This window comes from Fictibacillus norfolkensis (assembly GCF_014836645.1).
Classification (GTDB): Bacteria; Bacillota; Bacilli; order Bacillales; family Fictibacillaceae; genus Fictibacillus; species Fictibacillus norfolkensis.
The window spans coordinates 457208-480972 of the sequence record NZ_JACSQM010000002.1 but is presented as its reverse complement, the minus strand read 5'-3'; the positions used below and the strand labels follow the sequence as shown (position 1 = coordinate 480972).

Below are 23765 nucleotides of genomic sequence, written 5' to 3'. Positions count from 1 at the left end.
GCTGGGAGGTTTACCCTTTGTCATACCAAACGTATCACCTGTGCCGTAATTATTTAGGCAGATCGGTATATATTGATTGTCATTGTGGCACAAGATATCATGGTGTTCTTAAGCATGTAGATGAGAGTAAGGCGTATATTCTACCGTATAGTTCAGAGAGTCAGGACGAGAGCAGCAACCGCTTCTTTTTTGCTCCTGCATTAATAGGACTAACACTTGGAACCATCGCAGGTCTAGCATTAGCACCACGACCGTACCCTATCTATCCTGTCTATCCGCCATACCAATATCCGCCGTATTCGTATTAAGTTTCCTAAGACTGATCCTATACTACACACATCGTGTAAGATAGATCAGTCTTTTATCTTGCTCTTTAGAGATTTTTTAGAAAGCTTCTAGAGTGAGTAAAGAGCAATCATATTGAAAGGAACCATGCATACGAAATCAGATTTTCTAAAATAGTGCTTTTTATAAAAATGAGCAGGAAATAAAGAAGAAGAGAGGGAATTTAACGAATACATAATAGTAAAAATGAATATAAATCTAGCACATGATCACGAATTTTTTACGAGGGGGTATTGGTATGAAGCTCGCGTTTTTGTTTCACCCAGTAAAAGATTTACAAGAGTCTCAGCAATATTATGAAGGTCTTGGCATGACTGAAGCCTGGCGTGAAGGTAATCAAGTACTAGGGATGTCGATGAAAGATTGTGAAGTGCAGTTGATGATTGAGGAAGATGAACATGATCTTGGACCAGGCGGCGTATTCTTAGTAGATAGTGTAGATGATTTCTATCATGAACATGAGGGAAAGCTGAACTTTGTTAAATTACCTTGCACGATCCCTCCTGGAAGATATGCTATCTACCAAGATGCAACAGGCAATCCTATCCGAATCATTGATTCTACGAATAAAGACTAGAAATGGGTAAAAACACCATCCAACTTTTTTGAATGGTGTTTTTATTTTGCTTTTTTTAGGAATGCAGCCTCTGCTGGTTACAAGAGGAGGCGAGTAATCTGGAATGAAATCACTATTCTTAAAAGTAACGATGATTACACAGTCTCTTCAAATACTACTGAATGAGGGAAGTCCTCTAGTGATAAAACTCATCGTTCTCGTCTAATGCGGGATCATGAAGATCACCAACGAAATGTAACAAACTATCACCTTCGAAATAATAAGGTTCTGTGTCTTCTAACCAGCTTCTGTATTCTTGGAAATCTTGATTAAAGTCTCCAGAAAAGAAACGGTGTGCAACCTCGTTTGTTAATGTATCGATGATTACGATACCTCTGTAACTTTGACGATCGGGTTCATCATAATCGCATGCTATGTAATAAGCCATAATGTTACTCCTTTTTCAGTCATACTCATAATGTTGCAAAATAGTTCTTTTTTCATACCATTATTTTTCGGATTCTTCATAAATTGAATGCATAAGCCATAAAACTCTAACATGGAGTTAAAACGCTCTTTACATTTCGCTAGTAAAATAAAAAATGAAGAGGACTGAAAGAGGGTCATACAATGAAAACTTACTTTATGGTACAAGAGAAGATCAGACCAACTTGGATTCATGAGATGGTCGTCAAAGCGAATGAGTTTGAACAATGCCAGATCTTTTTTGAATGCAATACGTTAAGAATCAATGCAAAAAGCCACCTTAGTATGAGTCTTTTAAATGGCATGCAAGGGGTCTGCTGCGTTTCTGCAACTGGAGAAGATAGCAGGGGAGCAGTTGATGCATTACGAAGTTTAGGAACAGGCACATTATCATAAAAATATAGAAGAACAAATAAAAGAAAGCAGCCATACGACTGCTTTCTTTTATTTGTTCTTTTTAGGTTGAACCGTTGATCGATTTTCATGAAATTTCTTTTGAATATAAACATCACCAACTACAGATCGTGCTTGTTCTGCTTCTTTGTGCTCTTCGCGCGCTTTTTGCTCAAGCATTTCGATTTCTCTTTTACTGTATTGTGTCAATTTTCTTGTCCACCTTTCTGCTGCTCCCACATTTCGTGCTATTCCCGCAAAAGAGATGAACAGGGCCCTATTCCTCTAAAAAGGAGTAATCATTAAAAAGATATGATCAGACATTCGCTTATATGTGTTTAATTTTGTGAAACATATTGCAATTCAGGTGAAGAGGTCTAATATGGAGGAGGTAATCATCAACGAAAGAGAAAGGGTTTTTGTTTTGCGGCGAATCATGTGGTTAACATTTGGAGCTTTTTTGCAAGGACTAGCTATGGCGGCATTTCTTTTTCCTCACAATATCCCTTCTGGGGGTGTAGCAGGTATTGCCATACTAAATGATTATTTTTTCGATGTATCGCTAGGTTTAACATTATGGACGATAAATTTTGGATTATTGCTGTTGGCGTTAAAGACGCTCGGCAAACAAACAGCATTATGGACGATCTATTGTGTAGCAATTACATCCATCGTTGTGGATTGGATGTCTACTCATGCGATCATTCCCTATAACGGTACACTTGTTGATGTGGTATACGGAGCGATTATCTTCGGAACAGGCGTAGGTATTCTGTTTAGATTCGGTGCATCTTCAGGTGGGATGGATATCGTTGCACTGATTCTTTCTAAATGGACTGGTAAGAAGCCAGGCACCATCCTTTTTCTTATCAACAGTTTTGTATTATTGGGAACATCGTTAACTCTAGGGATTGAGATTATTCTATTCGCATTAATGTGTCAGTGGATCAGCACAAGACTCATTGATTTCGTAAGGACGGTATCTCCCAAGAAAACAGCAAAACCGTTTATGTAAATAAAAAAAGAGGCGCGGAGTCAAATCCGCACCTCTTTTTACTGCATATAAAATTAGCAGTCTTTGCCTTTATATGCCCACGAACAGCCAACAATAATGAGAAGGACAAATAGAACTACTATGATCGCAAAACTCTTGCCATAACCTCCGCCACCACAATAACTATATCCGCCACCATATACTGGTGCGTTTGCAAGTGAAGCATTTACCGGTGAATTTGCATACATTCTAAAAACTCCTCCTTATAAGTGTACTTTCGACTTCGATACAGTATATGTAAACTCCTGAAAGCGTGTATGGACAAATGTTTAGATTTTGAGGAAATAGGCAGATGTAATATTTGAAAAGAAAATGTGATGTTACGATTGTATTAAAATGGGGTAAATGTAAGCAAGGAGGCGTTATTCATGCAAACTACCACTCAAACTCAAATGAAAACAACGAATAAGTTATTGAAAACACAATCTTGGGCCTTGATTGGTCTTGGTACAGGAGCATTAGTATGGCTCTCTTTCAAACCAAACCGTATTAAAACAAAAATGAAATTTAAGGATATGAAACGAAGAGTTCGACCTCATCACATCGATCGTACGCAACTACCTATCAATAAAGCAGGTCATCCTGATCCGATGGATGTTGATGATAACAAGATGGTAGAAGAAGGAGCTATGTACTCTGTAAACTATTACAATGATAAAAAAGGTTAAAAGGATGGGAAGTCGCCCATCCTTTTTTCTTTTATTAGAGAATTAAATCTTTAGAAAAGAGACTAAAAAAACGCTTTTTTTGTGAGTGGAAATGCTAGTGTTACTCGTGAGAAAGTAGGCGAATGCGGTTGAATGTTGGATCATATTGAAGGATATATTAGGTATTTCTTACAATATAACATGAAAAAATTGTCCACTTTTGTAACATTACTTCTTCTTTTGGTGAATCTATTTTCAAGGATAAAAAAAGCGTTCATAATAAGCAAGAGGTATATAAAAAATGACACAAGAGGAGCGAATTTTCGTGGAGAAAAAAGAATGGAACAACTCTCTTCTCATGGAATGTATAATTGAAAAAAAAGAGAAGCTGGTAGAAGTTGCAGACCGCAATGGCTTAACCAGCAATGAAACGGTTAAGTGTAGTCAAGAGTTAGATGTTTTGCTGAATGTGTATCAAAGACAATTTTCTTTTTAATTATCTTTTATTGAAGATGAGTTCATCTGTTAGTTGATCGATACGAAGTAGGATCGCTTTTTTTGTTACTAGTGGATAATTACAGTGAAACTCTGATAGAAGTTCACGTATCTCCTGAATCAGGGTAAATTCTTGTTCAGGCATAGATTTAGAGGATTCGCTTTTAGTCTTAAATTGAATCAGGTTGTCCTTCACACCAACACCCCATTTTCATAGTTTGTTGGATACTACTTCCACAGAAGGATTTAAATCCCTTCTAAAAGTCGAATTGTTTCCTTTCTACAGCAGAATGTGACAATATCTTTTTAGGGAACTAAATTTGGCTTTTATAATGGGAGGCTATTAAACAGATGACAACGATTAAATCATTGCAAGATACGACTGTCTTACACAATGGAGTTAAGATGCCATGGTTTGGACTTGGTGTATTTAAAGTTGAAGAAGGACAAGAAGTAATTGATTCTGTTAAATGGGCGATTGAAGCGGGATATAAGAGTATTGATACAGCAGCCATCTATAAAAATGAAGAAGGTGTTGGACAAGCTATAAAAGAAGCGGGTGTTCCTCGCGAAGAATTGTTCATCACGACTAAAGTATGGAATAAAGATCAAGGCTATGAGTCAACGCTCGCAGCTTTTGAAGAGAGCATGAACAAGCTTGGGCTCGAATATCTCGACTTGTATCTCGTTCACTGGCCGGTAAAGAGCAAGTATAAAGAAACGTGGCGTGCACTCGAAAAGCTTTACAAGGACGGAAAAGTAAAAGCGATTGGTGTGTCTAACTTCCAAGTGCATCACTTAGAAGATATCTTGGCAGACTGTGAGATCAAACCGATGGTGAACCAGGTAGAATACCATCCGCGTTTGGCACAAAAAGAGCTTCTTTTATTCTGTAAAGATAACAACATCCAACTCGAAGCATGGAGCCCGCTGATGCAAGGTGAATTGTTAGAAGAGCCATCATTGGTTGAATTAGCAGAGAAACACGGAAAATCTGTAGCTCAGATCATCCTGCGTTGGGATGTTCAAAATGGCGTCGTAACGATTCCAAAATCTGTTAAACAACACCGCATCGTAGAGAATGCAGATATCTTTGATTTTGAACTATCTCTAGAAGATATGGCGAAGATTGACGCATTAAATGAAGATCGTCGCATCGGTCCAGACCCAGACAACTTCGACTTTTAAGAAGGGGTCTGACCCCAAACAAATACAACAATTTAAATTTGTCCACGTGGAATCTACAGATTCCACGTGGATTTTTATTTCTGTCACAGATTGTCGGGAACCCCCTCTTGATCGTTGTTTCACAGAAGTATGAAGGGGTATAGGCTTAAGTAAACTCTTGTCAGTCCATAATGAAAACGAGTTAATGGCTTACTTACAAGCATTCATATCAACACAATATAGTTACTTGACAAAAGTAAGTGATAATCATATACTTAACTTACAAAAAATAAGTTAAACGCAACTGAAAGGATGTATTGGTTATGACGATGCACACGGATGGTATTCACCACATAACTGCAATTGTTGGCAATCCCCAAGAGAATGTAGATTTTTATGCAGGTGTTCTTGGCCTCAGACTTGTAAAGAAAACCGTAAACTTTGATGATCCAGGAACGTATCACCTTTATTTTGGAGATGAAGGAGGAAGTCCGGGAACGATCATGACGTTTTTTCCGTGGCCGGATGCTTATAGAGGAAGAGTAGGCTCAGGTCAAGTTGGAACTACATCTTTTGTTGTACCAGAAGGTTCCTTACCGTTTTGGGAAGAAAGACTTGTGAAATTCTCGGTAGAGTATAAAAAGACTGTTCGTTTTCAAGAAGAATATCTAGAATTTCTCGATCCTCATGGATTGCGTCTAGAAATTGTTGCAAGGCAAGAAGGTAAGAATAGCGAATGGTCATTTGGCGAGGTCACTCCTCAACATGCCATTAAAGGATTTGGTGGAGCTATACTTCTTTCAGCAGCTCCACAGGAGACTGAGCGAGTTCTTACAGAAGTGATGGGGTTAGAAAAAGCAGGGCAAGATGGAGATTACATCCGGTTTCATGCAAAAAGTGACATTGGAAATGTGATTGATATCAAACTATCGCCTGAAGCTAGAGGAGTGAGTGGAGTAGGAACCGTTCACCACATCGCTTGGCGAGCTTCATCTTATGAAGAACATGAACAATGGCAGCAACATGTAAAACAAAAGAAGTTTCAGGTAACAGAAATCATTGACCGACAATATTTTAATGCAATTTATTTCAGGGAAGAAGGCGGCATCCTGTTTGAGATTGCTACTGATCCACCAGGGTTTACTCGCGATGAGCCAGAAGAAGAGTTAGGTAATAAATTATTGCTTCCACCATGGCTTGAGCCTCACCGTGAACAGATTGAAAATCATCTACAACCCGTCGAAGCAAGAATTTTAAAGGAGGATAACCGATGATCCATCTATTTAATAAAGGAACAGATTTAAACAAGCCGGTACTTCTGTTATTACACGGTACAGGAGGAAATGAGAAGGACTTACTTTCATTAGCAGAAATGATCTCACCAGAATCTTCTGTATTAAGTGTTAGAGGAAATGTTTCTGAAAACGGCATGCCGAGATTTTTCCGCCGTTTATCAGAGGGTGTATTTGATGAAGAAGATTTAATCTTTCGAACAAAAGAACTTTACGAGTTTATTGAAGAAGCAGCAAATAAGTATGATTTTAACCGCGATCAAGTAGTAGCAGTAGGCTATTCGAACGGTGCTAACATTGCAGGAAGTTTAATTTTACACTATGAAAATTCATTAAAAGGAGCAATCCTTCACCACCCGATGGTTCCTAGACGAGGAATTGAACTTCCAAAGCTAGATGGACTACCTGTTTTTATCGGTGCAGGGAAAAACGATCCGATCTGCCCGCCTCAAGAAACGGAAGAGTTGCAGCAATTGTTGAACAACGCAGGCGCAAAAGTACATCTGAAATGGGATGACATGGGGCATCAGTTATCAAGAGCTGAAGCAGAAGAAGCAGCTGAGTGGTTCAGCAAACACTTGCTATAAGTCATCTTTGTTAAAAATAAGTCAAAATATAAGACAATTAGACCATAGAGAAAGCCTATTGTCACAAATGAATCATTATCTTCTATTGAAAGAGTTACAAGAGAAACGAAACCAGTTTAAAAAAATAGTAAAGCGGGTGAAAATTAATGAAGTCTATCGATCCTCAAGAATTATCCGTAAAAGAGAACTATAAGTTTCTAACCGGGAGTATTATTCCTAGACCGATTGCGTTCGTTACCACTCTATCATCAGGTGGTGTCCTAAACGCTGCACCGTTCAGCTATTTTAATGCGTTAACTTCCGATCCTCCTCTGATCGCCATATCCGTTGGGAGGAAGGATGGTATTCAAAAAGATACGTCACGAAATGCAGAAGAGATAGGTGAATTCGTAGTTCATATTCCAGACGAAACGTATATTAATGCTGTGAATCAAACCGCTGCCAACCTTGAGCCGGATGAGAGCGAAGTTGAACTTACAAACTTAACGAAAGCTCAATCGGTCAAAGTAGGAGTTCCAGGTATCGCTGAATCCAAGATACGTATGGAATGTGTGGTTGAACAGATTATTCCACTTGGTGGTACACCCGACAAGCCCTCTACTGATCTATTAATCGGAAGAGTTGTTCATTATCATATCTCAGAGGAACTCTACCAGAATGGTAGGATCGATGCTGATAAGCTAAAGCCTGTTGGCAGATTAGCAGGAACGAACTATGTAAAGCTTGGAGAAACTTTTTCGTTAGAACGGCCAGAATAGTCATTGCCTTCCTCGATTAGAGGAAGGTTTTTTTTGACTACAAAATTCTTTACGTGAGAACCCTTGTCAAAAAACGACATTTTCAAAGAGATTGAAATGAAAATATTGTTACAAATCATAATATTTCAAGTTACAGTTTACAATTTTAATAGGAAAAAATACCATTTTTTCCTACATAAGACCTGCATCTAAGAAAGGAACAATGCCTCACTATTGAATCGGCGAATCTTCTTATATCATGGCAATTGTAAAAAACAAAGAAAATATTGGAATTAATCTAGTTTATTTTTAACACCGATAGAGGGACTGAGTCCTCATTTTTCACTTACTTTATTTTATATTACAAAAATAAGTAGTTATGTACCGTGTCAGAAGTTTTGCAAACCAGGAAAAATAAACAGAAACAAAAAAATGACTAATCAAAAGTCACGGATTAGTAGATTAGCTGTCATACAAAGGGTTTATTTTCCAATTACTAGTACTTTCTGCGACAAAATATTACATAATCTTACAGGGTACTTCCGTTAACCTTTATATAACAACAAAGAATTACTATATTTTCATAAAAAGATACAGGAGGTGTGACAGAATTCTTGCTAGGTTAGATCAACCAAAAAACAATAGACCAGGGAGGGAAAAGTTACATGAGTAAAAAACGAAGAAAAGTACGCTGGCTTTCCGTATTTTTAGCTTTTTTAATGATTGTTCCAATGATGTTCCCATCTCAAGCGAATGCTGCTACTACAAAAGGTAAAGCTTCTACTTCAGCGAAAGAGGCAGCATTAGACGGTAAGACGAGTAAGGTTGCAAAGAAACTGAACGAGCAATTCAGCAAGAAGGATAAAGTTACATTCCTCATTAAGTTCAAAGAACAAGTAGATACGGCTGCTGTGGCGAAAAAAGCTGCTAAAGAAGCTAAATCTCAAAAACTCTCTTCTAATCAAACCAAACTTATGAAACGTTCAACGATCGTTTCAACACTTCGCGCAAACGCGCTAGAAACTCAACAGCACACGAAAAAATACTTAGAAAAACAAGAAAAAGCAGGTAAAGCTGAAAAAATCCAATCTTTTTATGTTGTTAACGGAATGGCCGTAACGGCGACAAAAGAAGTAATGGAAGAAATCGCAGCTTTCCCGGAAGTTGAAAAAGTGCTTCCAAACGAAACAAGACAGCTTATTCAACCCGTAAGTTCTGTGAAGCTTCCAGAGAAGCAACTTCCAAAATCATCACTACAGGTTCAACCGAAAAACGATACTTCTTCTATTGAATGGAATATCGAACGTGTAGGTGCTCCTGAAGTTTGGGGAATGGGTATCGATGGAGCTGGTACAGTTGTTGCCAATATCGATACAGGTGTTCAATGGAATCACCCTGCACTAAAAGAAAAATATCGCGGATTTGATCCTCAGAACCCGGATGCAGCTGATCATCAATTTAGCTGGTTTGATCCTGTCGGTGGACAAACAGCTCCATATGATGATGATGGGCATGGTACACATACGATGGGAACTATGGTAGGTGCTGAACCGAACGGAGGCAATCAGATCGGTGTTGCACCGGGAGCAAAATGGATCGCTGTAAAAGCGTTCTCCGCTTCAGGTGGAACGGATGTCGATCTTCTTGAAGCCGGTGAGTGGATCTTAGCACCAAAAGATGCAGAAGGTAATCCACATCCTGAAAAAGCGCCTGACGTTGTAAACAACTCATGGGGTGGCGGAGCAGGACTTGATGAATGGTATAGAGAGATGGTACAGGCTTGGCGTTCAGCTGAGATTTTCCCAGAATTCTCTGCAGGTAACACAACGATCTTTAATCCAGGTGGTCCTGGATCAGTTGCAACTCCTGCAAACTATCCAGAATCCTTTGCAACTGGTGCAACGGATATCAATAACACTTTAGCTAGCTTCTCACTGCAAGGACCTTCTCCATATGACGAAACAAAACCTGAGATCTCAGCACCAGGAGTTAATATCCGTTCAGCGGTTCCTGGAAGTGCATATGAAGGTGGTTGGAATGGTACATCAATGGCAGGACCACACGTTTCAGCAGTAGTTGCTTTATTGAAACAAGCTGATTCGAGTCTGACTGTTGAAGAACTTGAAGAGATTTTATTAAATTCGGCAACTCCTCTTACAGATGCAACTTTCCCTGAATCTCCGAACAATGGATATGGACATGGACTTGTGAATGCATTTACAGCCGTATCCTCAGTAGTAACTGGATTAGGAAGAATTGAGGGAACTGTAACGAAAGAAGGAGAAGACAGTGAAGCTCCTTCCATCACACATGAGGGACCAACTGAATCTTACAAAGAGATGCCGTTAAATCTTGAAGCGGAAGTGTCAGATAACATTAGTGTCACTTCTGTTGCATTAAGCTATCAGAACGAAGACGGAAGCTGGACAGATGTGGCTGCTGAACGTACAGGTGGAGATTATCAATCAGGTACGTACAGCGCTTCTATTCCAGGATCAGCATTAACGGGTGATTCCATTGTCTACAAATGGACAGCCATTGATTTTGGAGGAAGTTCCGTTTCAACAGATAACTTTACAGTAGCACTGCTACCTGGAATCTCTTCAGGATACAGTGAGGATTTTGAAGGAAATCCTACGGGATGGACATCTTTTGGAGCAAATAACAGCTGGGAGCATGGTGTACCAACAAGCGGACCTGGTGCAGCATTCTCTGGTGAAAAGGTATATGCTTCAAGTCTTGGTGGAAACTATGCGAACAGTGCTAACATGACACTTGTTATGCCTCCAGTTGACCTTCCTGAAGGCAACACTTACCTTCAGTTCAAACAGTGGCACGACCTAGAGCGTAACTATGATTATGGACATGTATTCGTTTCAACAGATATGGAAAACTGGACACAAAAGCTTCGTGTAAACTCTACTTCCGGTGGTTGGATTGACGGTGAAGTAGATTTAAGTGAATATGCAGGTCAACGCATTTACGTTGCGTTCAATGTAACTTCTGACGGTTCAGTCCCTAAAGCAGGCTGGTACCTAGATGATGTGAAGTTGCATGACCAACCAATCACACCAACGAAAAAAGCAAAACTTGGCGGTGCGCCAGCAGTTGAAAAAGCACCTATGTCACAAGCAAAACCAAAAGTGGATCCATCTAAAATCAAGCCTGCAAAACCTTCTTCTGAAAAAGAACCTTCAAAAGATGGTAAGGGGGCTCCACTAGCACTTCCGATGCGTGCAGAAGTTAGTGTTCTTGAAACAGGACGTTCTGTTTACACGAATCCTCAAGATGGTTCGTATAGCTTAACGCATGCTGCAGGAACATATACTGTACAAGCAGAGGCGTATGGTTTCCGTTCGCAAACGCAATCAATCACTCTTGAAGCTGACGGAACAGCACGTGCGAACTTTACACTTGAAGAAATCCCAAGAGGAACCGTGTCAGGTACGGTTACGAATGAGGTGACAGGAGAACCGATCGCAGGAGCTATTGTGATGCTCATGGAAGATGCTGCAATTGCACCTGTACAAACGAATGAAGATGGTACGTATGAAATTTCTGCCTATGAAGGCGAATACACGCTAAAAGTACTTGCTCCTTCTTATTATGGAGAAGAAGTTTCCGTTACCGTAACAGGTGGCGAAACAACGGACCAAGACATCGCGTTAAAACCTTTCATCGGTTACCCAGGTGAGATTGGGTATGACGATGGTACAGCTGAGAATGCTCGTGCATGGAATGCTGCAGGTAACGCTTGGGCAGTAAAGATGTCACTTGCAGATGGAAATGAAAAAGCGGCTGTAACTGGAGGACTTTTCCGATTCTGGGATACTGAATGGCCAGTACCAGGTGGGACTGCATTCCAAGTAGCCGTATACGATGCGAGTGGACCAGATGGAACTCCTGGTAAAAAACTAGCTGGGCCGTTTGATGCTACAGCATTACGTAATGGTGAGTGGACGCATGTTGACTTAAGTCAACACGGCATCATGGTAGAAGGAGACTTCTATATGGTGTACATCCAAAACTTTGCAAATCCTAACACACCTGGGCTTGCAACGGATGAAGATGGAGAGTGGTCAGGACGAAGCTTCCAAAGCTTGAGTGGGGCATGGTCACAATCTCCAGAAGAAGAAGGTAACTATATGATCAGAGCGACTGTAAACTATGAAGTAACTGCGCCATCCATTACTTCTCCAGTCGATGGATCGTTTACAAATGAAGAAAAAGTAACAGTAACAGGTAATGCAGCTCCAACCACTACGGTGGAAATCTACAGAGACGGAGAAGAAGTAGCTACTGCTGAAACGACAGACGAAGGTACGTTCTCTGCTGAAGTTACGCTAGAAGAGGGTGCAAACACCTTAACGGCTAAAGCTTTCACTGAGAGCGGTTCAACAGATGCATCAGCTCCGGTAACTGTGACGCTGGATCAAACAAAGCCAAAAGTGAGTATCACATCACCGGCTGATGGTATGAAGACAAACCGTGAATCTGTAACCGTAAAAGGAACAATTGATGAAACCAATCTTGATTGGGTAAAAGTTAACGGACAAAAAGCGCAAGTTGACGAAGACGGCAACTACAGTCACCGCATGCTTCTAAATGAAGGAGAAAATGTGATCAAAGTGGTTGCGCTTGATAAAGCTGGAGATCGCCACTCGAAAACAGTAACCATTTATGCGCAATTTGAAGCTCCAGTAGTTGAAAACTTGAAACCAGACACAAACAAAGAGCTGAAGAGCGGAGAGTCTGTGAAGATCGAATTCGATAGTACGCCAGGATTGGATGCAGTATTCGTTATCCATATGCCGCTAACAAACGCTGGCGGGGTGGCGAACGCAACTGAACTTCCAATGCGTGAAACGTCTGAGGGTCATTACGAAGGCTACTACACAGCAACTACAAATGTTAAAGCACCAGGTGCAGTAGTTGAAGTAATCGCTTCAGATGATTATGGCAACAAAACGAGCGAAAGAGCATCAGGCAAACTTTACATCAACGCAAAAAAATAAAAAATTACATTTTATTTTCCGGCCATCTCCCTTGTGAGAGGCCGGTTTTTACGTGGTTTTAGTACCAAGTCATATAATAAGTTCACAATTCGACAAATATAGGTGGGTGCTAAATTCAAAATATGTGATAAGATAGGGATGATGTGAAGTTAAAGGAGACTGATTTAATGAGCGAACATTCGAAGTACGACATTCGTGAATGGAAGAAAAAATTAGCACCATTTGAGCGCCCGCGTATATCAGCAAGTGTATGGCAGTTAGTTAATTCAGTAGGACCATTCTTAATTCTATGGGTATTGGCTTATTTGAGTTTAAATATATCATTTTGGTTGACACTGCTCTGTGCAGTGCCAGCAGCAGGCTTTTTAGTCCGAACATTTATCATCTTTCATGATTGCACACACTATTCATTTTTCAAAAGCAGAAAAGCTAATCAGATCGTGGGGATATTTACAGGTCTGTTTACGTTTTGTTCGTATGAACAGTGGAAGAATAGCCATGCAACACACCATGCAACGAACGGAAACCTTGAGAAACGTGGGGTAGGTGATGTATGGACGATGACGCTTCAAGAGTACGCAGAAGCTTCTTGGTTTAAACGTTTACAATACAGAACATATCGAAACCCGATCGTGCTCTTTTTGATTGGACCACTATATATTTTCTTGATCGATTATCGATTTAATGCAAAAAATGCTTCAAAGAAAGAAAAAATGCATGTTTGGTTAACGAATATCGCATTAGTGACGATCGTATTGGCTGTTGGATTTACGATCGGATGGAAAGCTTTCTTATTAGTTGAACTTCCAATCTTCTATATTGCAACTTTTTCAGGAGTTTGGTTATTTTATGTTCAGCATCAGTTTGAAGATGGGTATTTCGAACATAACGAAAAATGGAACTATGTTGAAGCTGCTCTTAAAGGAAGCTCGTTTTATAAACTGCCAAAAGTATTACAATGGTTTACAGGGAACATTGGTTTTCACCATGTGCATCACTTGAACTCTCGTGTGCCGAACTATCACTTGGAAAAAGCACATAAAAGTGATCCGCGACTTCAAGATGTACCTACGCTTACGCTTCTTACTAGCTTAAAATCGTTAACGTTTAAGCTATGGTGTGAGCAGTCTAAGAAGTTTATTGGAAATCGCGATATTCGTAATTTCATCCGAAAAAATAGAGCTGCATAAAAACATTTTATAGTCACTCCTCGTTACGTTAACTAAAAAAACGTGCAGGGAGTGGCTTTTTTAATTATGGCTTAAAGTTGTTTCATCTTGTAGCTGCATCTGTCAGGGGAAACAACAACCTGGAGCAAAAATCTACCACTTTCAAAACCAACCTAGACGATTATCCATAGGCACCTTTTACACACTTACTGTCATAGAATACTTACACGATGTTCCACAAGAAAGAGGAGATATGGCATGAAGTTAAATGTTCAATATATTCATCTATCTAAAATTAAGCCGGATTATTCGGTGAAATTAACGGATCACGTGAAGATCCTAAAAAATAGAATGTGGGATTCTATGCATATGCTTGTAGTAAAGAGAGATAAGAAAACGGGGTTCAGTATTATTAGCGGTAATGATCGTTATGAATATTTAACTAAACACACAAAAAGTAAGTATGCATTATGTATGATCGATGAACATTCTAGAACAACAGACATAAAGAATTGGTTACAGAGCTTAAGAATTCTAAAAAAGGAGGAAGTTAAACGTTTCAATAAAGTGAGTCCAACTGCGCTTTCAATCATTAAGTGTTTCGTTAAAGAGAATCCACGTTATTATGAACTGTCTCTAAGTAAACGACTAATTGTGCTGTTACTTGCTGTTCAATACAAAAAAACAGTGGTGAGTTCTATGCGTTCAAAAGTAGATGATTTATTGCATAAAGATTAACATAAAAAAACAAGCACCTCATTTTAGTCTGAGGTGCTTGTATTAGTTCATATCCCATAAATCACTAAGTTTAGTAGTAGGATCAACCTTTTTTACCGCATATAATATCTTCCGTAAACATATCATTCTTGGATTTTTATTTGGATTGTAGGCGAGCTCTTCTATCGTTTGTCTTTCGATACCAGACGTTCGGGTCAACCAATCAGTATCTTTATTATGCTGTTCGAGCCACATACCTAATTTGCTGCGTTTCTGCTCCACTCTGTACATATTCAATGATACCCCCAAACATTTAATTGACAAATTTTATCTCTATAACTATGGGGTACCCCTATAGAATAATAACTAAACCTTATTTCTTGTAAATGACTAAGTCTTTTATACTAAAAGCGCTCTCGAATCTACAGAATACGTCAAAAAAAGAGGATATCCCTTGAAGATTTATAGGTAAAAAAACCTATTTTAACTTGTGTACAACAACACCCTCTTATCGAATCGCACTCAGCCACATCCACACCGCGGCGCATCGTTTATGTTAGTAAGCCTTTATTTTTTTAAAAATATTTTAATTATTCGGCGTATACCTTATAGTGGAAACAAGGTGGTGCTTAATTGTGGAGGATGTCAGAGATCTGCTGCAGAATTTAAGTAGAAGATATGAAACGTTGCAAAAGAACAGTTGTCGTTTGGTAGAAGAAGATTTGACTTTAGCACTTAGTCATATCCTTTATGAGATCAGTAAACACTCAAAGCCTTCTATGCAACACATTGCAGATAACGTTGGGGTGGACATAACGACCTTCAGCAGGCAAGTGAAATCATTAATAAGAATGGGTCTTGTTGAAAAAAGCGTGAATCCAAGTGATAGAAGAATTTCTTTTCTTCTATTAAGTGAAAAAGGAATTCATACGTTATCTCATTTAAATACGATCTTGAGTACACGTCTTAATAAAAATATCGAAGGACTCTCTGAATTTGAAAGAAACACGATCATGCAAGCTCTGAAAATATTAACGAAAGCATTAAACACCCATAAATAAGAAAGAGTATCTGCTGAAAATCAGATACTCTTGTTTAATAAAAGAATTATATGATGGCGATATCTTTATCTTTTTTAATGTTTATCTTTCCTTGCTGAAAGAAGAAAATGTACAAGCAGCTGTTGAAGATGCTGATCTTGTATGTTTTTCTTTGTGAAATGACGTTTCACAAGATGACGGATGATCACTTCACTCATTTTCTTTTCCTCCCTTCTTGGTTTTCTCCATAATTCTCTCTCAATCGATAAATATCCTCTTAATAGTCGAAACAATAGTACAGCTTTCCTAGGAATAGATCATACAAAGAGAAAACAGGACATTTGAAGGGGAATGCTCATAGATTTTGAAAATGTTATTTCTTTTTTGCTAAGAATAATGCAACTGCATGTGTTTTTGTAATCACACCTGAATTTTGCGCTAGGATCGCATTTCTTATTTCTTCATAGAGCGATGCTTTTTGTTCAGGAGGTAATAGTTGGTGACCAGAATGTGTATCTAATAATCCTACATATTCTTCAGCTGTATAAGTTTGGTTCCATGTGTATGTAAGTGTATGTAAATCTTGAAATGCTCCTGATGCAAGCGTTTGTTTGTTTTGTTTCTCAATAAATTCAGCAAGGGTGGGAGCATGGCTATCTTCTAAGTGAGGAGCAAAGGATGCATACGCTTTACGTATAGAAACGTATACGGGTTCATAAGAAGGAATATGAACAAACCAGAAGAGCGCTAATACCCCATCATCTTTCAAAAGAGAGGCGGCTTTTCGATACCCTGTCTCATGAGGAATAAAATGAAAAGCTGTTCCAGAAAAAACAAGATTGTATTTGACCTTTTCTGGATGATTCCAATCTTCAAAACTTGAATGGATTACTTGAAGGTCTGGATACGATGAAAACTTTTTCTGAGTGAGCTGAGCTAAGTTTTCGCCATATTCAATACAAGTGATGGTTGAGATGCCTTCTTTAACAAAACCTTCTGTAGCTTTACCAGTCCCACTTCCTACCTCTAAAAGAGTATAATCCTCATCAAGGTTTGCATAACGAATAATGTCTTCAAAAAGCTCTTGTGGATAAGTTGGCCGGTACTTTTCATACGAATCAGCCACAAAGTTAAACGATTGTTTAAGCAAAGTCATAATGATCAGCTCCTCATGTTTTAAGGAAAATGATACCAAATGGGGAGCTGATTGAATAGAGGGAATGAATGAAAAGGTGCGCATTCGGTAACACCTTATAGTTGTTCTAAAGTAAAGGCAGTGGTTGTGAAAAGCAGTTCGATCATGTCATCATTCTTTAACAGAATCACTTTTAAGATTATGACTTTGTTCTAATCATTTTGTCCCTTCACATAACATGGGGTATCACGTGAAACAGGGGGGGATGAGATGAGAAATTATTTGAGGTGGTCTAAAATACCTTATCTGGGTGAAAGTTATCCCCCGACACCCGTAACGCCAGAAGCAGGTAATTGGCCGATGTTTTTTATAGCAAGAGAAGGCAATACATTCTTGGATCCGTTTCGAAATCAAATCACGTGGAGAATAAAGAATCCTAATACGATCAATTGGGAAAATGAACTACAAATTGTACAACAGGTCATGCAGCAGATCACACCTGAGCAGATACGTATTGCTCAAATGTGGGCTGCAGGAGAGGTGAATAAACAGATCATTCCAATCGTTCTTCAGATGATGGAAACGTATGGACTTGCTTCAACAAAGGCTGCTAGATTTTTAGCGTTTTATCAAGCAGCTATCAATGATGCTTTCGTCATCACCTGGCATTTTAAATATCTTTGGGATGTTGCTCGACCTTGTCAATACGACCGAAACTTAAAGACAGTGTTGATGACGCCCAGTTTTCCTGGTTATCCCTCGGCACATGCTGTTATGGCCGGCTGTACGGAACCTATTCTAAGCTATTATTTTCCTCAAGAAAGAAATCGCATTCATCTGCTCATGGAAGAGTGTGCGATGTCTAGGTTATATGCTGGTGTTCATTTTAAAGTAGATAATGATGAAGGGCTGTCACTTGGAAGACAGCTCGGCGAAATCATCGTGAGTTTAATACGATCGCAAAATATATAAGCAAAAAGAAAAACCGGACGTAAGGTGTCCGGTTCCTTTAATATCCTCGATACACATATTCTTCTTTTGGTTTCTCGATTTCTTTCCAGTCCTTCACTTTTACATAAGGAATGTCGGCTTTAAACGGTTGATAATATTGGGTTTCTATACTGCCTTCGATCTCGATCCATTTGTCATTAGGAAATGATGTGCCTTTTGGGAATTCGACCATCATGCCAAAAACGCCAGAATCGGCAATACAGTGAATGATACCAAAACGTAGAAGAAAGAGTTCGTTCGATTTTGAGGTTTGATCTTCTGCGTTGTACGTGAACCCTTTAAACTGGATCTCTTTTCCGAGAAAAATACCAGGTTTATAATAGATGCTCTCCATGCCTTTTAGATAGTTCTTATCGTTAAGCACAACCTGATTTCCTTTTGTAAAGGGCTTTAGTTCTTGATCCATGATAGAATTGTAGCTTTCTTTTCCATAATAAACACTTGTATCCGGCTTTAAAAACTGGTGCTCACCAAAATCGCCTTCGTTCTCAAGACCTTTAAAGTGGAACCCTTTCGTTTTTACGGTTTCAGAATCAAGAGAGGCGATAGGGAAGAATAACCCAGAAATGATCGGGAAAATGAGTATGCTGTTTACAGTTACATTTTTTAGTCGAGAAGGTTTCTTATGATGATCGTGTCCACAATCAGCTGTGCATGAATCATCATGTTCATGTTCACCATCATCACTCTTTCCATAAATATAGAACTGAACGAGCGTAAGAAAGCCAAGAATAAATATGGCAGAGAACGAGATATATGAATATTTCATGTTAATATATTTGCTAATATCACCTGTAGCATGCAGATGCATGAACAAAAAGGTAAATCCGATTAAGATCAGGATTCGAATCATAGATATGCACCCCCTTTAAAGAAATAGAGATCCGACTAGAACAAGGATCGTGATATATACAACAAGACTAACAACGAGCTTTTTCTTAAAAGCAGCTAGCATCATAAGGACGTTCTTCACATCTAACATCGGACCATAGACAAGGAACGCAACGATCGAACCGATTGTAAATGTACTTTGAAATGAAGAAGCGATAAAAGCATCAGCTTCTGAACAAAGAGAGAGTATAAAGGCTAATCCCATCATCACGAGTGAAGATGATACTTCACCTTGTCCAATTTCTAGAAGTGTTGATGTCTTTACGTACGTCTGCATACTCGCAGCAATCAAAGCACCGATCACTAAGTATTTTCCGACAGAGAAAAATTCTTCTACAGCATGCACAAACGTACCTTTCAGTTTGTTATAAAAAGAAATCTTTGGCGTTGAAACGGTTGCTGCTGTCTCGTTGTTAAACGGTGAGCGGGAAACAGCATCTAATTCATTCTTAAGTACTTTTACATTTTTAAATTGAACGGCAAGAATAAAACCTAATAAGACGGCAACAATCATGGCAAGAGAGCCACGATAGATCATAACTTCCCATCTGTTTCCGAACGCAACATACGTTGAGAATAAAACGACAGGGTTGATGATCGGACCTGTAAGCATGAAAGGTATGGCTGCAAAAACAGGAACACCTTTTTCGATCAGCTTTCTTGTGATCGGTACGATTCCGCACTCACACGCCGGAAAGATTGCGCCTAGAACAGCCCCAAATAAAACAGCACCTATCTTATTCTTAGGCATGATACGTGCCACCATCTCCTCAGTGACAAACATCTGTATGACACCAGCGATGAGCACCCCGATCAGAACGAACGGAAGTGCCTCGATGAGGATGCTTATAAATACGGTATTCATCTGTAAAAACGATTTGTCGAGCATCCGATAATTCCTCCAACTCTATAAACTACCTATCATCATAAAATATAAACTTTATGAAGTGAATTTTTATTATGCAATATCCTCACTATAACGCAAGATCCACAGGAAAATAAATGGCAAATGAAGAATTAGAATATTATGGGAAATGGGGTCTGACCCCAAACAATTTATTTCCCATAAAGAAATTGAGCAAAAGGAGTAAACAAATGAACCATTTTGACCTGCGTCCGAAAGGGCGTTCGGCATTACGAATCTCGTTAGGAAAAATGTATTATATGCTTAGAAGGTATATAGAGTGGTTTACAGATGAAAAGACGTACGCTAAATCAAGGAAGAATGAACAACTTCCCTTTGTTCATTTTTCACATCAGACGATTCTTCTTCGAAAATTAAAAGATGTAGAGATGTGGTATCAGCATAATAAAGTGAAAAACCTCTCGATTGCTATCAAACAATTAAACGGTATCGTGATCCAGCCTGGGGAAACATTTTCGTATTGGAAAAGCATTGGGACGACAACACGCTCAAAAGGGTATGTTGATGGTATGGTCTTGTTTTACGGGAAATTTAAGAAGGGAACGGGTGGTGGCCTGTGTCAGCTCTCGAACTTGATCTATTGGATGACACTGCAAACTCCGCTCTCTGTAACAGAGCGTCACCGACACAGTTATGATGTGTTTCCGGACTCGAAGCGTACACAGCCGTTTGGAAGCGGAGCGACTTGTGCTTACAACTACCTAGACTTGCAGATTAAGAACACGACGAATCAGCCTTACCAGCTTCACTTATATTTAACGGATACTCACCTTGTGGGAGAATGGCGGACAGATCAAGAACCACTGCAATCGTATGAAGTGTATGAAAAGGAACATTGGATCACGCCTGCTTATTGGGGTGGATATTTAAGGCATAACTTGATTCATCGCAAAGTATTTAACCGTCAAAGAAAACAGATCGATGATGAATATATTACGGAGAATCATGCCATCATGATGTACGAGCCACTGCTTGAAGCTAGTCAAAAGAACGCATAGCAAAAACCCTTGGCCTTTGAGGCTAAGGGTTTTAAGTATCTTTAAAATACGTATAAGATTCTGCAATAAACGAATAAGTATTATTAATGCTGGACAGGGTTAAGGTCAAAAATAGTTTCTGTTTCGTTTGAATAAGGATTCCAACCACCACCAATATGGAGTTCTTTATCATTTTTTTGAAATCGCAACATAAATCCTCCCCAATCTTCTATGAAAGCTTGCTTATAAACGGGCTTCCAACCATGATGCGGAAGTGTATCTCTATAAAATTTATAGATCTCATACCAATGATTTCCTTTAATTAAATAATGATGGTCTTGAAATTCTAATCCCTCGTAAAGTGGGAGGTCGCTGCGATGCTCGGGAACTATGGAAACAGATGAGTAACGGTTCTTCTCGAGAACGAATTTATAAATGACAGCACTTGAAAACATCAATAATATAAAAGCAAAAGATAGTAATAGTACCATTCTTTTGTTCAATACGAACAATCCCCCCATACCTTACTTCACTATATTTTAACAGATTAAGGAAATTAGAAAGCTGTTTATTGATCATTAATAGATCGTAGTTTTTTTATTGTCAAAATAAAAAGCATCGATTATTGTAGATAAATGCTGTATTTTTAAACAAATGTTTCAAACTATTGAAAAAAGTTAAAGAAATTAGGGAAATGATAATAAGTGAAAGAAGGTGTAATCATGGTCCGTACAATCGCTATCATCGATCATAAAGTAATCATCAATCCACCGTTTCGGCAAATCAATGAAATGAAGCCCGATTGGTTCTGGGTTGACTTTGACTGTCCGACATCTGGTGAAACCAATTTACTGCGCACTTTTTTTGACTTCCATCCTCTTGCTGTTGAGGACTGTGTGAATGCCTTGCAACGTCCAAAGGTTGAATTTTATGAAGATCACCTGTTTTATGTGGTGCACGCTCTAGACAATAAGACACTTGAAGCAACTGAGGTTGATATCTTCACAACAAAAAACTGTGTGGTTACGTATCATAAAACAAACGTTCCAGAGATTGATTTTGTATGGAAGTATTTAAGTGGACTCGAAACGATTCCGCCTGAACTCGGTAAAAATGAACTTCTTCATAAGCTGATGGATAAACTGGTAGATATGTATTTTCCCATTATGCATGAATTAGAAGAACGGGTAATTTCCATCGAAAGCAACGAAGATGATGAAGCACCTAAAATCATTAACCTGATCTTTGATATCAGAGGAGATCTCTTAACATTAAGAAAAACGGTCGTGCCTATGCGCGAGCTTCTGTATCGTATGCTCGAATCAAAACGAGTGGGTTTAGATGCGGATGAAAGGTCCTATTTTCATGATATATATGATCATCTCCTAAGGTTAACCGATATGATGACTTCAGCGAGAGAGATGACATCGGACATTCGTGATAATTACATCTCTCTTAACTCTTACCGTATGAACAATATCATGAAAACATTAACCGTAATTACAACGATCTTCATGCCGTTAACATTCATTGCAGGTCTGTATGGAATGAACTTTGTAAACATGCCAGAGCTTCAAACAAAGAATGGTTACTTCTATGTACTTGGTTTTATGGTCTTTTTAGGAGCAGTCATGTCCATTTGGTTCAAGAAAAAAGGTTGGTTTGAACAAGATTGAGTACTGTTTAAAAAATGCTTAACAGGGGAACCTACTTGTAAAGAACCGTTTGGAGGGAAACCAAATGAAAAAAGATATTATCGGTACATATACGAAAGAAGAAGAAGCGGTTGGCGCAATCAAAGCATTGGTCGAAAAAGGATATCATCCATCTGATATTTCGATCGTTGCGAAAGATGATGAGATGGTTGATCATGTTGCAGACGAGACCCATGTAAACGAAAGAAAGATTACAGAAGATGATGCAGACAGTGCGACATATGGCACAATCGCAGGTTTTCTAACAGGCATCGGCGGAGGGATTGCGGTTCCTGGCCTTGGAGTACCAGGGGTCGGACCACTTTTGGCAGCTGGACCTTTTGCTGCGATGTTTGATCATGATGAAGCGGATATGAAAGAAATTCTTCAAAACATGGACGTTTCGGAAAGTGATGCAGAAAGATACATGCAGGATTTACAAGATGGCAAGATCTTAGTGATGGTTGAACGAAAATAAAGGTAGATTCGAAGGCACCTTGTAAAAGGTGTCTTTTTACTTTTTTGAAACTTTTTCCATTGTTTATTCGTATTAATGTATATAAGATATGCGGGGTGTTTAAACATGGAACTCTTCTTAAATGTGTTTTTTGGAATCTTAATCGTAATAGGAATCATCGCAGCCGTTTATTACCTTTTGAAAAATGTGAAAGACAAAAAAAGAGCAATTCCTGTCTATGGACTTTCTTATAGTGGAGAATATACACAAAAGAATTTTTGGACACATGAGATTATGATTGTGGTCATTATCACACAAGGTTTTGGTTTGTTGAAACTTTCAATGCCAGTCAATGTTTTAATGATATGTTTATTGGTGTTTCTCACACTGCTTTATTTTACACAAATATGGCGAGGGGCGATCGGTAAGAGGGGCGTTGTATCAGCAACCAAGTTTTATGATTGGCACCAGATCGATTCAGTGGACTGGATCACGGGACTTCAAGCAGAGAATCCAGGATATCCGAGTTGGGGTCTAGTTCGGTTTCATACAGGTGAACGATATGTAGAATTTGTAATCAAGAAAAAAGCTGAAGAGGAAGTGCGTTCTTTTGTTGAAGAACGGATGAATCTTGCAAAAGCCAATTAGTTAGCTAAATTTGTTTTTAAAGAATAAAGGTATTCTATCTTTTCCTAAGAATAAGTTATATGTAAAAGGGAAAAGGTGGTTTTTTCATGAAGCCATATGTGAAGGCTGGACTCATTACCGCTGGGATAATCGTTCTGATCAGTACTTATCTGCTTGGGTTGTATGTAGAGAAGTTAAATGTTCAAAGGGAGTCTCTTAATATGGATCCGATCCATATCGTTAGTGTATTATTGGGAGCTTCACTCATCCTAATCGGATTAAGAATAAAAACGAAAAAAGATATAGAAGCAACAGAGAACAGTGCAAAATAAGCACTGTTCTTTTACG

Annotated in this window: 30 protein-coding genes; 20 read left to right on the top strand and 10 right to left on the bottom strand. The window is 38.8% G+C overall.

The window, feature by feature from the left end:
• Positions 1-17 precede the first annotated feature (17 nt).
• Both H9648_RS06855 and H9648_RS06850 read left to right on the top strand, forming a co-directional pair.
• A complete protein-coding gene (locus H9648_RS06855) occupies positions 18-308 on the top strand; it encodes a hypothetical protein (protein ID WP_191753259.1) in 291 nt (96 codons plus the stop codon).
• Between the two features lie 275 nt (positions 309-583).
• The gene (locus H9648_RS06850) at positions 584-922 is read left to right on the top strand and encodes a VOC family protein (RefSeq protein ID WP_137790409.1); all 339 of its coding nucleotides are present in this window, start codon (positions 584-586) and stop codon (positions 920-922) included.
• A gap of 175 nt (positions 923-1097) precedes the next feature.
• Here the strand turns inward: H9648_RS06850 and H9648_RS06845 are convergent, their stop codons facing one another.
• Positions 1098-1349 (bottom strand): hypothetical protein, encoded by a 252-nt coding sequence (locus H9648_RS06845; protein ID WP_191753129.1) that lies wholly within the window; start codon positions 1347-1349, stop codon positions 1098-1100.
• Between the two features lie 182 nt (positions 1350-1531).
• On the opposite strand from H9648_RS06845, the gene H9648_RS06840 reads away from it, so the two are divergent.
• The gene (locus H9648_RS06840) at positions 1532-1783 is read left to right on the top strand and encodes an HPr family phosphocarrier protein (protein WP_144702543.1); all 252 of its coding nucleotides are present in this window, start codon (positions 1532-1534) and stop codon (positions 1781-1783) included.
• 48 nt (positions 1784-1831) lie between these two features.
• Here the strand turns inward: H9648_RS06840 and H9648_RS06835 are convergent, their stop codons facing one another.
• On the bottom strand, positions 1832-1990 hold the full coding sequence (locus H9648_RS06835) for a hypothetical protein (protein ID WP_191753128.1): 159 nt from the start codon (positions 1988-1990) through the stop codon (positions 1832-1834).
• Between the two features lie 172 nt (positions 1991-2162).
• On the opposite strand from H9648_RS06835, the gene H9648_RS06830 reads away from it, so the two are divergent.
• On the top strand, positions 2163-2795 hold the full coding sequence (locus tag H9648_RS06830) for a YitT family protein (RefSeq protein WP_225218760.1): 633 nt from the start codon (positions 2163-2165) through the stop codon (positions 2793-2795).
• Positions 2796-2848: 53 nt separating this feature from the next.
• On the opposite strand, the gene H9648_RS06825 is transcribed toward H9648_RS06830, so the two are convergent.
• A complete protein-coding gene (locus H9648_RS06825; RefSeq protein ID WP_191753127.1) occupies positions 2849-3022 on the bottom strand; it encodes a YjcZ family sporulation protein in 174 nt (57 codons plus the stop codon).
• A gap of 180 nt (positions 3023-3202) precedes the next feature.
• Here H9648_RS06825 and H9648_RS06820 point away from each other — a divergent pair, with 180 nt between their 5' ends.
• Positions 3203-3502, top strand: coding sequence for a hypothetical protein (locus tag H9648_RS06820; protein ID WP_191753126.1), 300 nt, complete (start codon positions 3203-3205; stop codon positions 3500-3502).
• A 304-nt stretch (positions 3503-3806) separates the two neighbouring features.
• Positions 3807-3977 (top strand): Spo0E family sporulation regulatory protein-aspartic acid phosphatase, encoded by a 171-nt coding sequence (locus tag H9648_RS06815; protein WP_404825658.1) that lies wholly within the window; start codon positions 3807-3809, stop codon positions 3975-3977.
• On the opposite strand, the gene H9648_RS06810 is transcribed toward H9648_RS06815, so the two are convergent.
• Positions 3978-4172 (bottom strand): hypothetical protein, encoded by a 195-nt coding sequence (locus tag H9648_RS06810; RefSeq protein WP_137790405.1) that lies wholly within the window; start codon positions 4170-4172, stop codon positions 3978-3980.
• Between the two features lie 155 nt (positions 4173-4327).
• On the opposite strand from H9648_RS06810, the gene H9648_RS06805 reads away from it, so the two are divergent.
• From H9648_RS06805 to H9648_RS06775, 7 genes are all read left to right on the top strand, one after another.
• Positions 4328-5164 (top strand): aldo/keto reductase, encoded by an 837-nt coding sequence (locus H9648_RS06805; RefSeq protein ID WP_144702534.1) that lies wholly within the window; start codon positions 4328-4330, stop codon positions 5162-5164.
• 302 nt (positions 5165-5466) lie between these two features.
• Positions 5467-6417, top strand: a complete 951-nt coding sequence (locus H9648_RS06800) for a ring-cleaving dioxygenase (RefSeq protein ID WP_191753124.1) — start codon at positions 5467-5469, stop codon at positions 6415-6417.
• Positions 6414-7022, top strand: coding sequence for an alpha/beta hydrolase (locus H9648_RS06795; RefSeq protein ID WP_191753123.1), 609 nt, complete (start codon positions 6414-6416; stop codon positions 7020-7022). The genes H9648_RS06800 and H9648_RS06795 overlap by 4 nt, the downstream gene beginning before the upstream one ends.
• A gap of 146 nt (positions 7023-7168) precedes the next feature.
• Positions 7169-7780 (top strand): flavin reductase family protein, encoded by a 612-nt coding sequence (locus H9648_RS06790; protein WP_191753122.1) that lies wholly within the window; start codon positions 7169-7171, stop codon positions 7778-7780.
• Between the two features lie 644 nt (positions 7781-8424).
• Entirely contained in the window at positions 8425-12774 is a 4350-nt protein-coding gene (locus tag H9648_RS06785; RefSeq protein WP_191753121.1) for a S8 family peptidase, read from the top strand.
• Positions 12775-12941: 167 nt separating this feature from the next.
• Positions 12942-13964 (top strand): Delta(5) desaturase DesA, encoded by a 1023-nt coding sequence (desA, locus tag H9648_RS06780; protein ID WP_153239169.1) that lies wholly within the window; start codon positions 12942-12944, stop codon positions 13962-13964.
• Positions 13965-14201: 237 nt separating this feature from the next.
• Positions 14202-14681 carry a hypothetical protein gene (locus H9648_RS06775; protein ID WP_191753120.1) on the top strand — a complete coding sequence of 160 codons (480 nt, stop codon included), beginning with the start codon at positions 14202-14204 and terminating at the stop codon, positions 14679-14681.
• Positions 14682-14723: 42 nt separating this feature from the next.
• On the opposite strand, the gene H9648_RS06770 is transcribed toward H9648_RS06775, so the two are convergent.
• Positions 14724-14957 (bottom strand): XRE family transcriptional regulator, encoded by a 234-nt coding sequence (locus H9648_RS06770; protein WP_144702513.1) that lies wholly within the window; start codon positions 14955-14957, stop codon positions 14724-14726.
• A 338-nt stretch (positions 14958-15295) separates the two neighbouring features.
• On the opposite strand from H9648_RS06770, the gene H9648_RS06765 reads away from it, so the two are divergent.
• Positions 15296-15721 (top strand): MarR family winged helix-turn-helix transcriptional regulator, encoded by a 426-nt coding sequence (locus H9648_RS06765; protein WP_191753119.1) that lies wholly within the window; start codon positions 15296-15298, stop codon positions 15719-15721.
• A 74-nt stretch (positions 15722-15795) separates the two neighbouring features.
• Here the strand turns inward: H9648_RS06765 and H9648_RS20850 are convergent, their stop codons facing one another.
• Together H9648_RS20850 and H9648_RS06760 are read right to left on the bottom strand one after the other, a co-directional pair.
• A complete protein-coding gene (locus H9648_RS20850) occupies positions 15796-15918 on the bottom strand; it encodes a hypothetical protein (protein ID WP_255520062.1) in 123 nt (40 codons plus the stop codon).
• Between the two features lie 155 nt (positions 15919-16073).
• Positions 16074-16856 (bottom strand): class I SAM-dependent methyltransferase, encoded by a 783-nt coding sequence (locus tag H9648_RS06760; protein WP_191753118.1) that lies wholly within the window; start codon positions 16854-16856, stop codon positions 16074-16076.
• 249 nt (positions 16857-17105) lie between these two features.
• On the opposite strand from H9648_RS06760, the gene H9648_RS06755 reads away from it, so the two are divergent.
• Entirely contained in the window at positions 17106-17807 is a 702-nt protein-coding gene (locus tag H9648_RS06755) for a vanadium-dependent haloperoxidase (RefSeq protein ID WP_191753117.1), read from the top strand.
• Positions 17808-17844: 37 nt separating this feature from the next.
• On the opposite strand, the gene H9648_RS06750 is transcribed toward H9648_RS06755, so the two are convergent.
• Both H9648_RS06750 and H9648_RS06745 read right to left on the bottom strand, forming a co-directional pair.
• Positions 17845-18699: a TIGR03943 family putative permease subunit gene (locus H9648_RS06750; RefSeq protein ID WP_191753116.1), complete on the bottom strand. Its 855-nt coding sequence runs from the start codon at positions 18697-18699 to the stop codon at positions 17845-17847.
• Between the two features lie 15 nt (positions 18700-18714).
• On the bottom strand, positions 18715-19626 hold the full coding sequence (locus H9648_RS06745; protein WP_191753115.1) for a permease: 912 nt from the start codon (positions 19624-19626) through the stop codon (positions 18715-18717).
• A 206-nt stretch (positions 19627-19832) separates the two neighbouring features.
• Here H9648_RS06745 and H9648_RS06740 point away from each other — a divergent pair, with 206 nt between their 5' ends.
• Positions 19833-20660, top strand: coding sequence for a VanW family protein (locus H9648_RS06740; protein WP_191753114.1), 828 nt, complete (start codon positions 19833-19835; stop codon positions 20658-20660).
• Positions 20661-20743: 83 nt separating this feature from the next.
• Here H9648_RS06740 and H9648_RS06735 read toward each other — a convergent pair whose 3' ends face one another.
• Complete coding sequence (locus tag H9648_RS06735; protein ID WP_191753113.1) at positions 20744-21142, bottom strand: hypothetical protein; 399 nt, start codon at positions 21140-21142, stop codon at positions 20744-20746.
• Between the two features lie 219 nt (positions 21143-21361).
• Between H9648_RS06735 and corA the strand changes: the two genes are divergently transcribed.
• The 4 genes from corA (at position 21362) to H9648_RS06715 (ending at position 23749) form a co-directional block, all read left to right on the top strand.
• Positions 21362-22315: a magnesium/cobalt transporter CorA gene (gene corA, locus H9648_RS06730; RefSeq protein WP_191753112.1), complete on the top strand. Its 954-nt coding sequence runs from the start codon at positions 21362-21364 to the stop codon at positions 22313-22315.
• Positions 22316-22379: 64 nt separating this feature from the next.
• Positions 22380-22811 carry a YflT domain-containing protein gene (locus H9648_RS06725; protein WP_191753111.1) on the top strand — a complete coding sequence of 144 codons (432 nt, stop codon included), beginning with the start codon at positions 22380-22382 and terminating at the stop codon, positions 22809-22811.
• A 105-nt stretch (positions 22812-22916) separates the two neighbouring features.
• Complete coding sequence (locus H9648_RS06720; RefSeq protein WP_191753110.1) at positions 22917-23438, top strand: hypothetical protein; 522 nt, start codon at positions 22917-22919, stop codon at positions 23436-23438.
• An 86-nt stretch (positions 23439-23524) separates the two neighbouring features.
• Entirely contained in the window at positions 23525-23749 is a 225-nt protein-coding gene (locus H9648_RS06715) for a hypothetical protein (RefSeq protein ID WP_191753109.1), read from the top strand.
• Positions 23750-23765 lie beyond the last annotated feature (16 nt).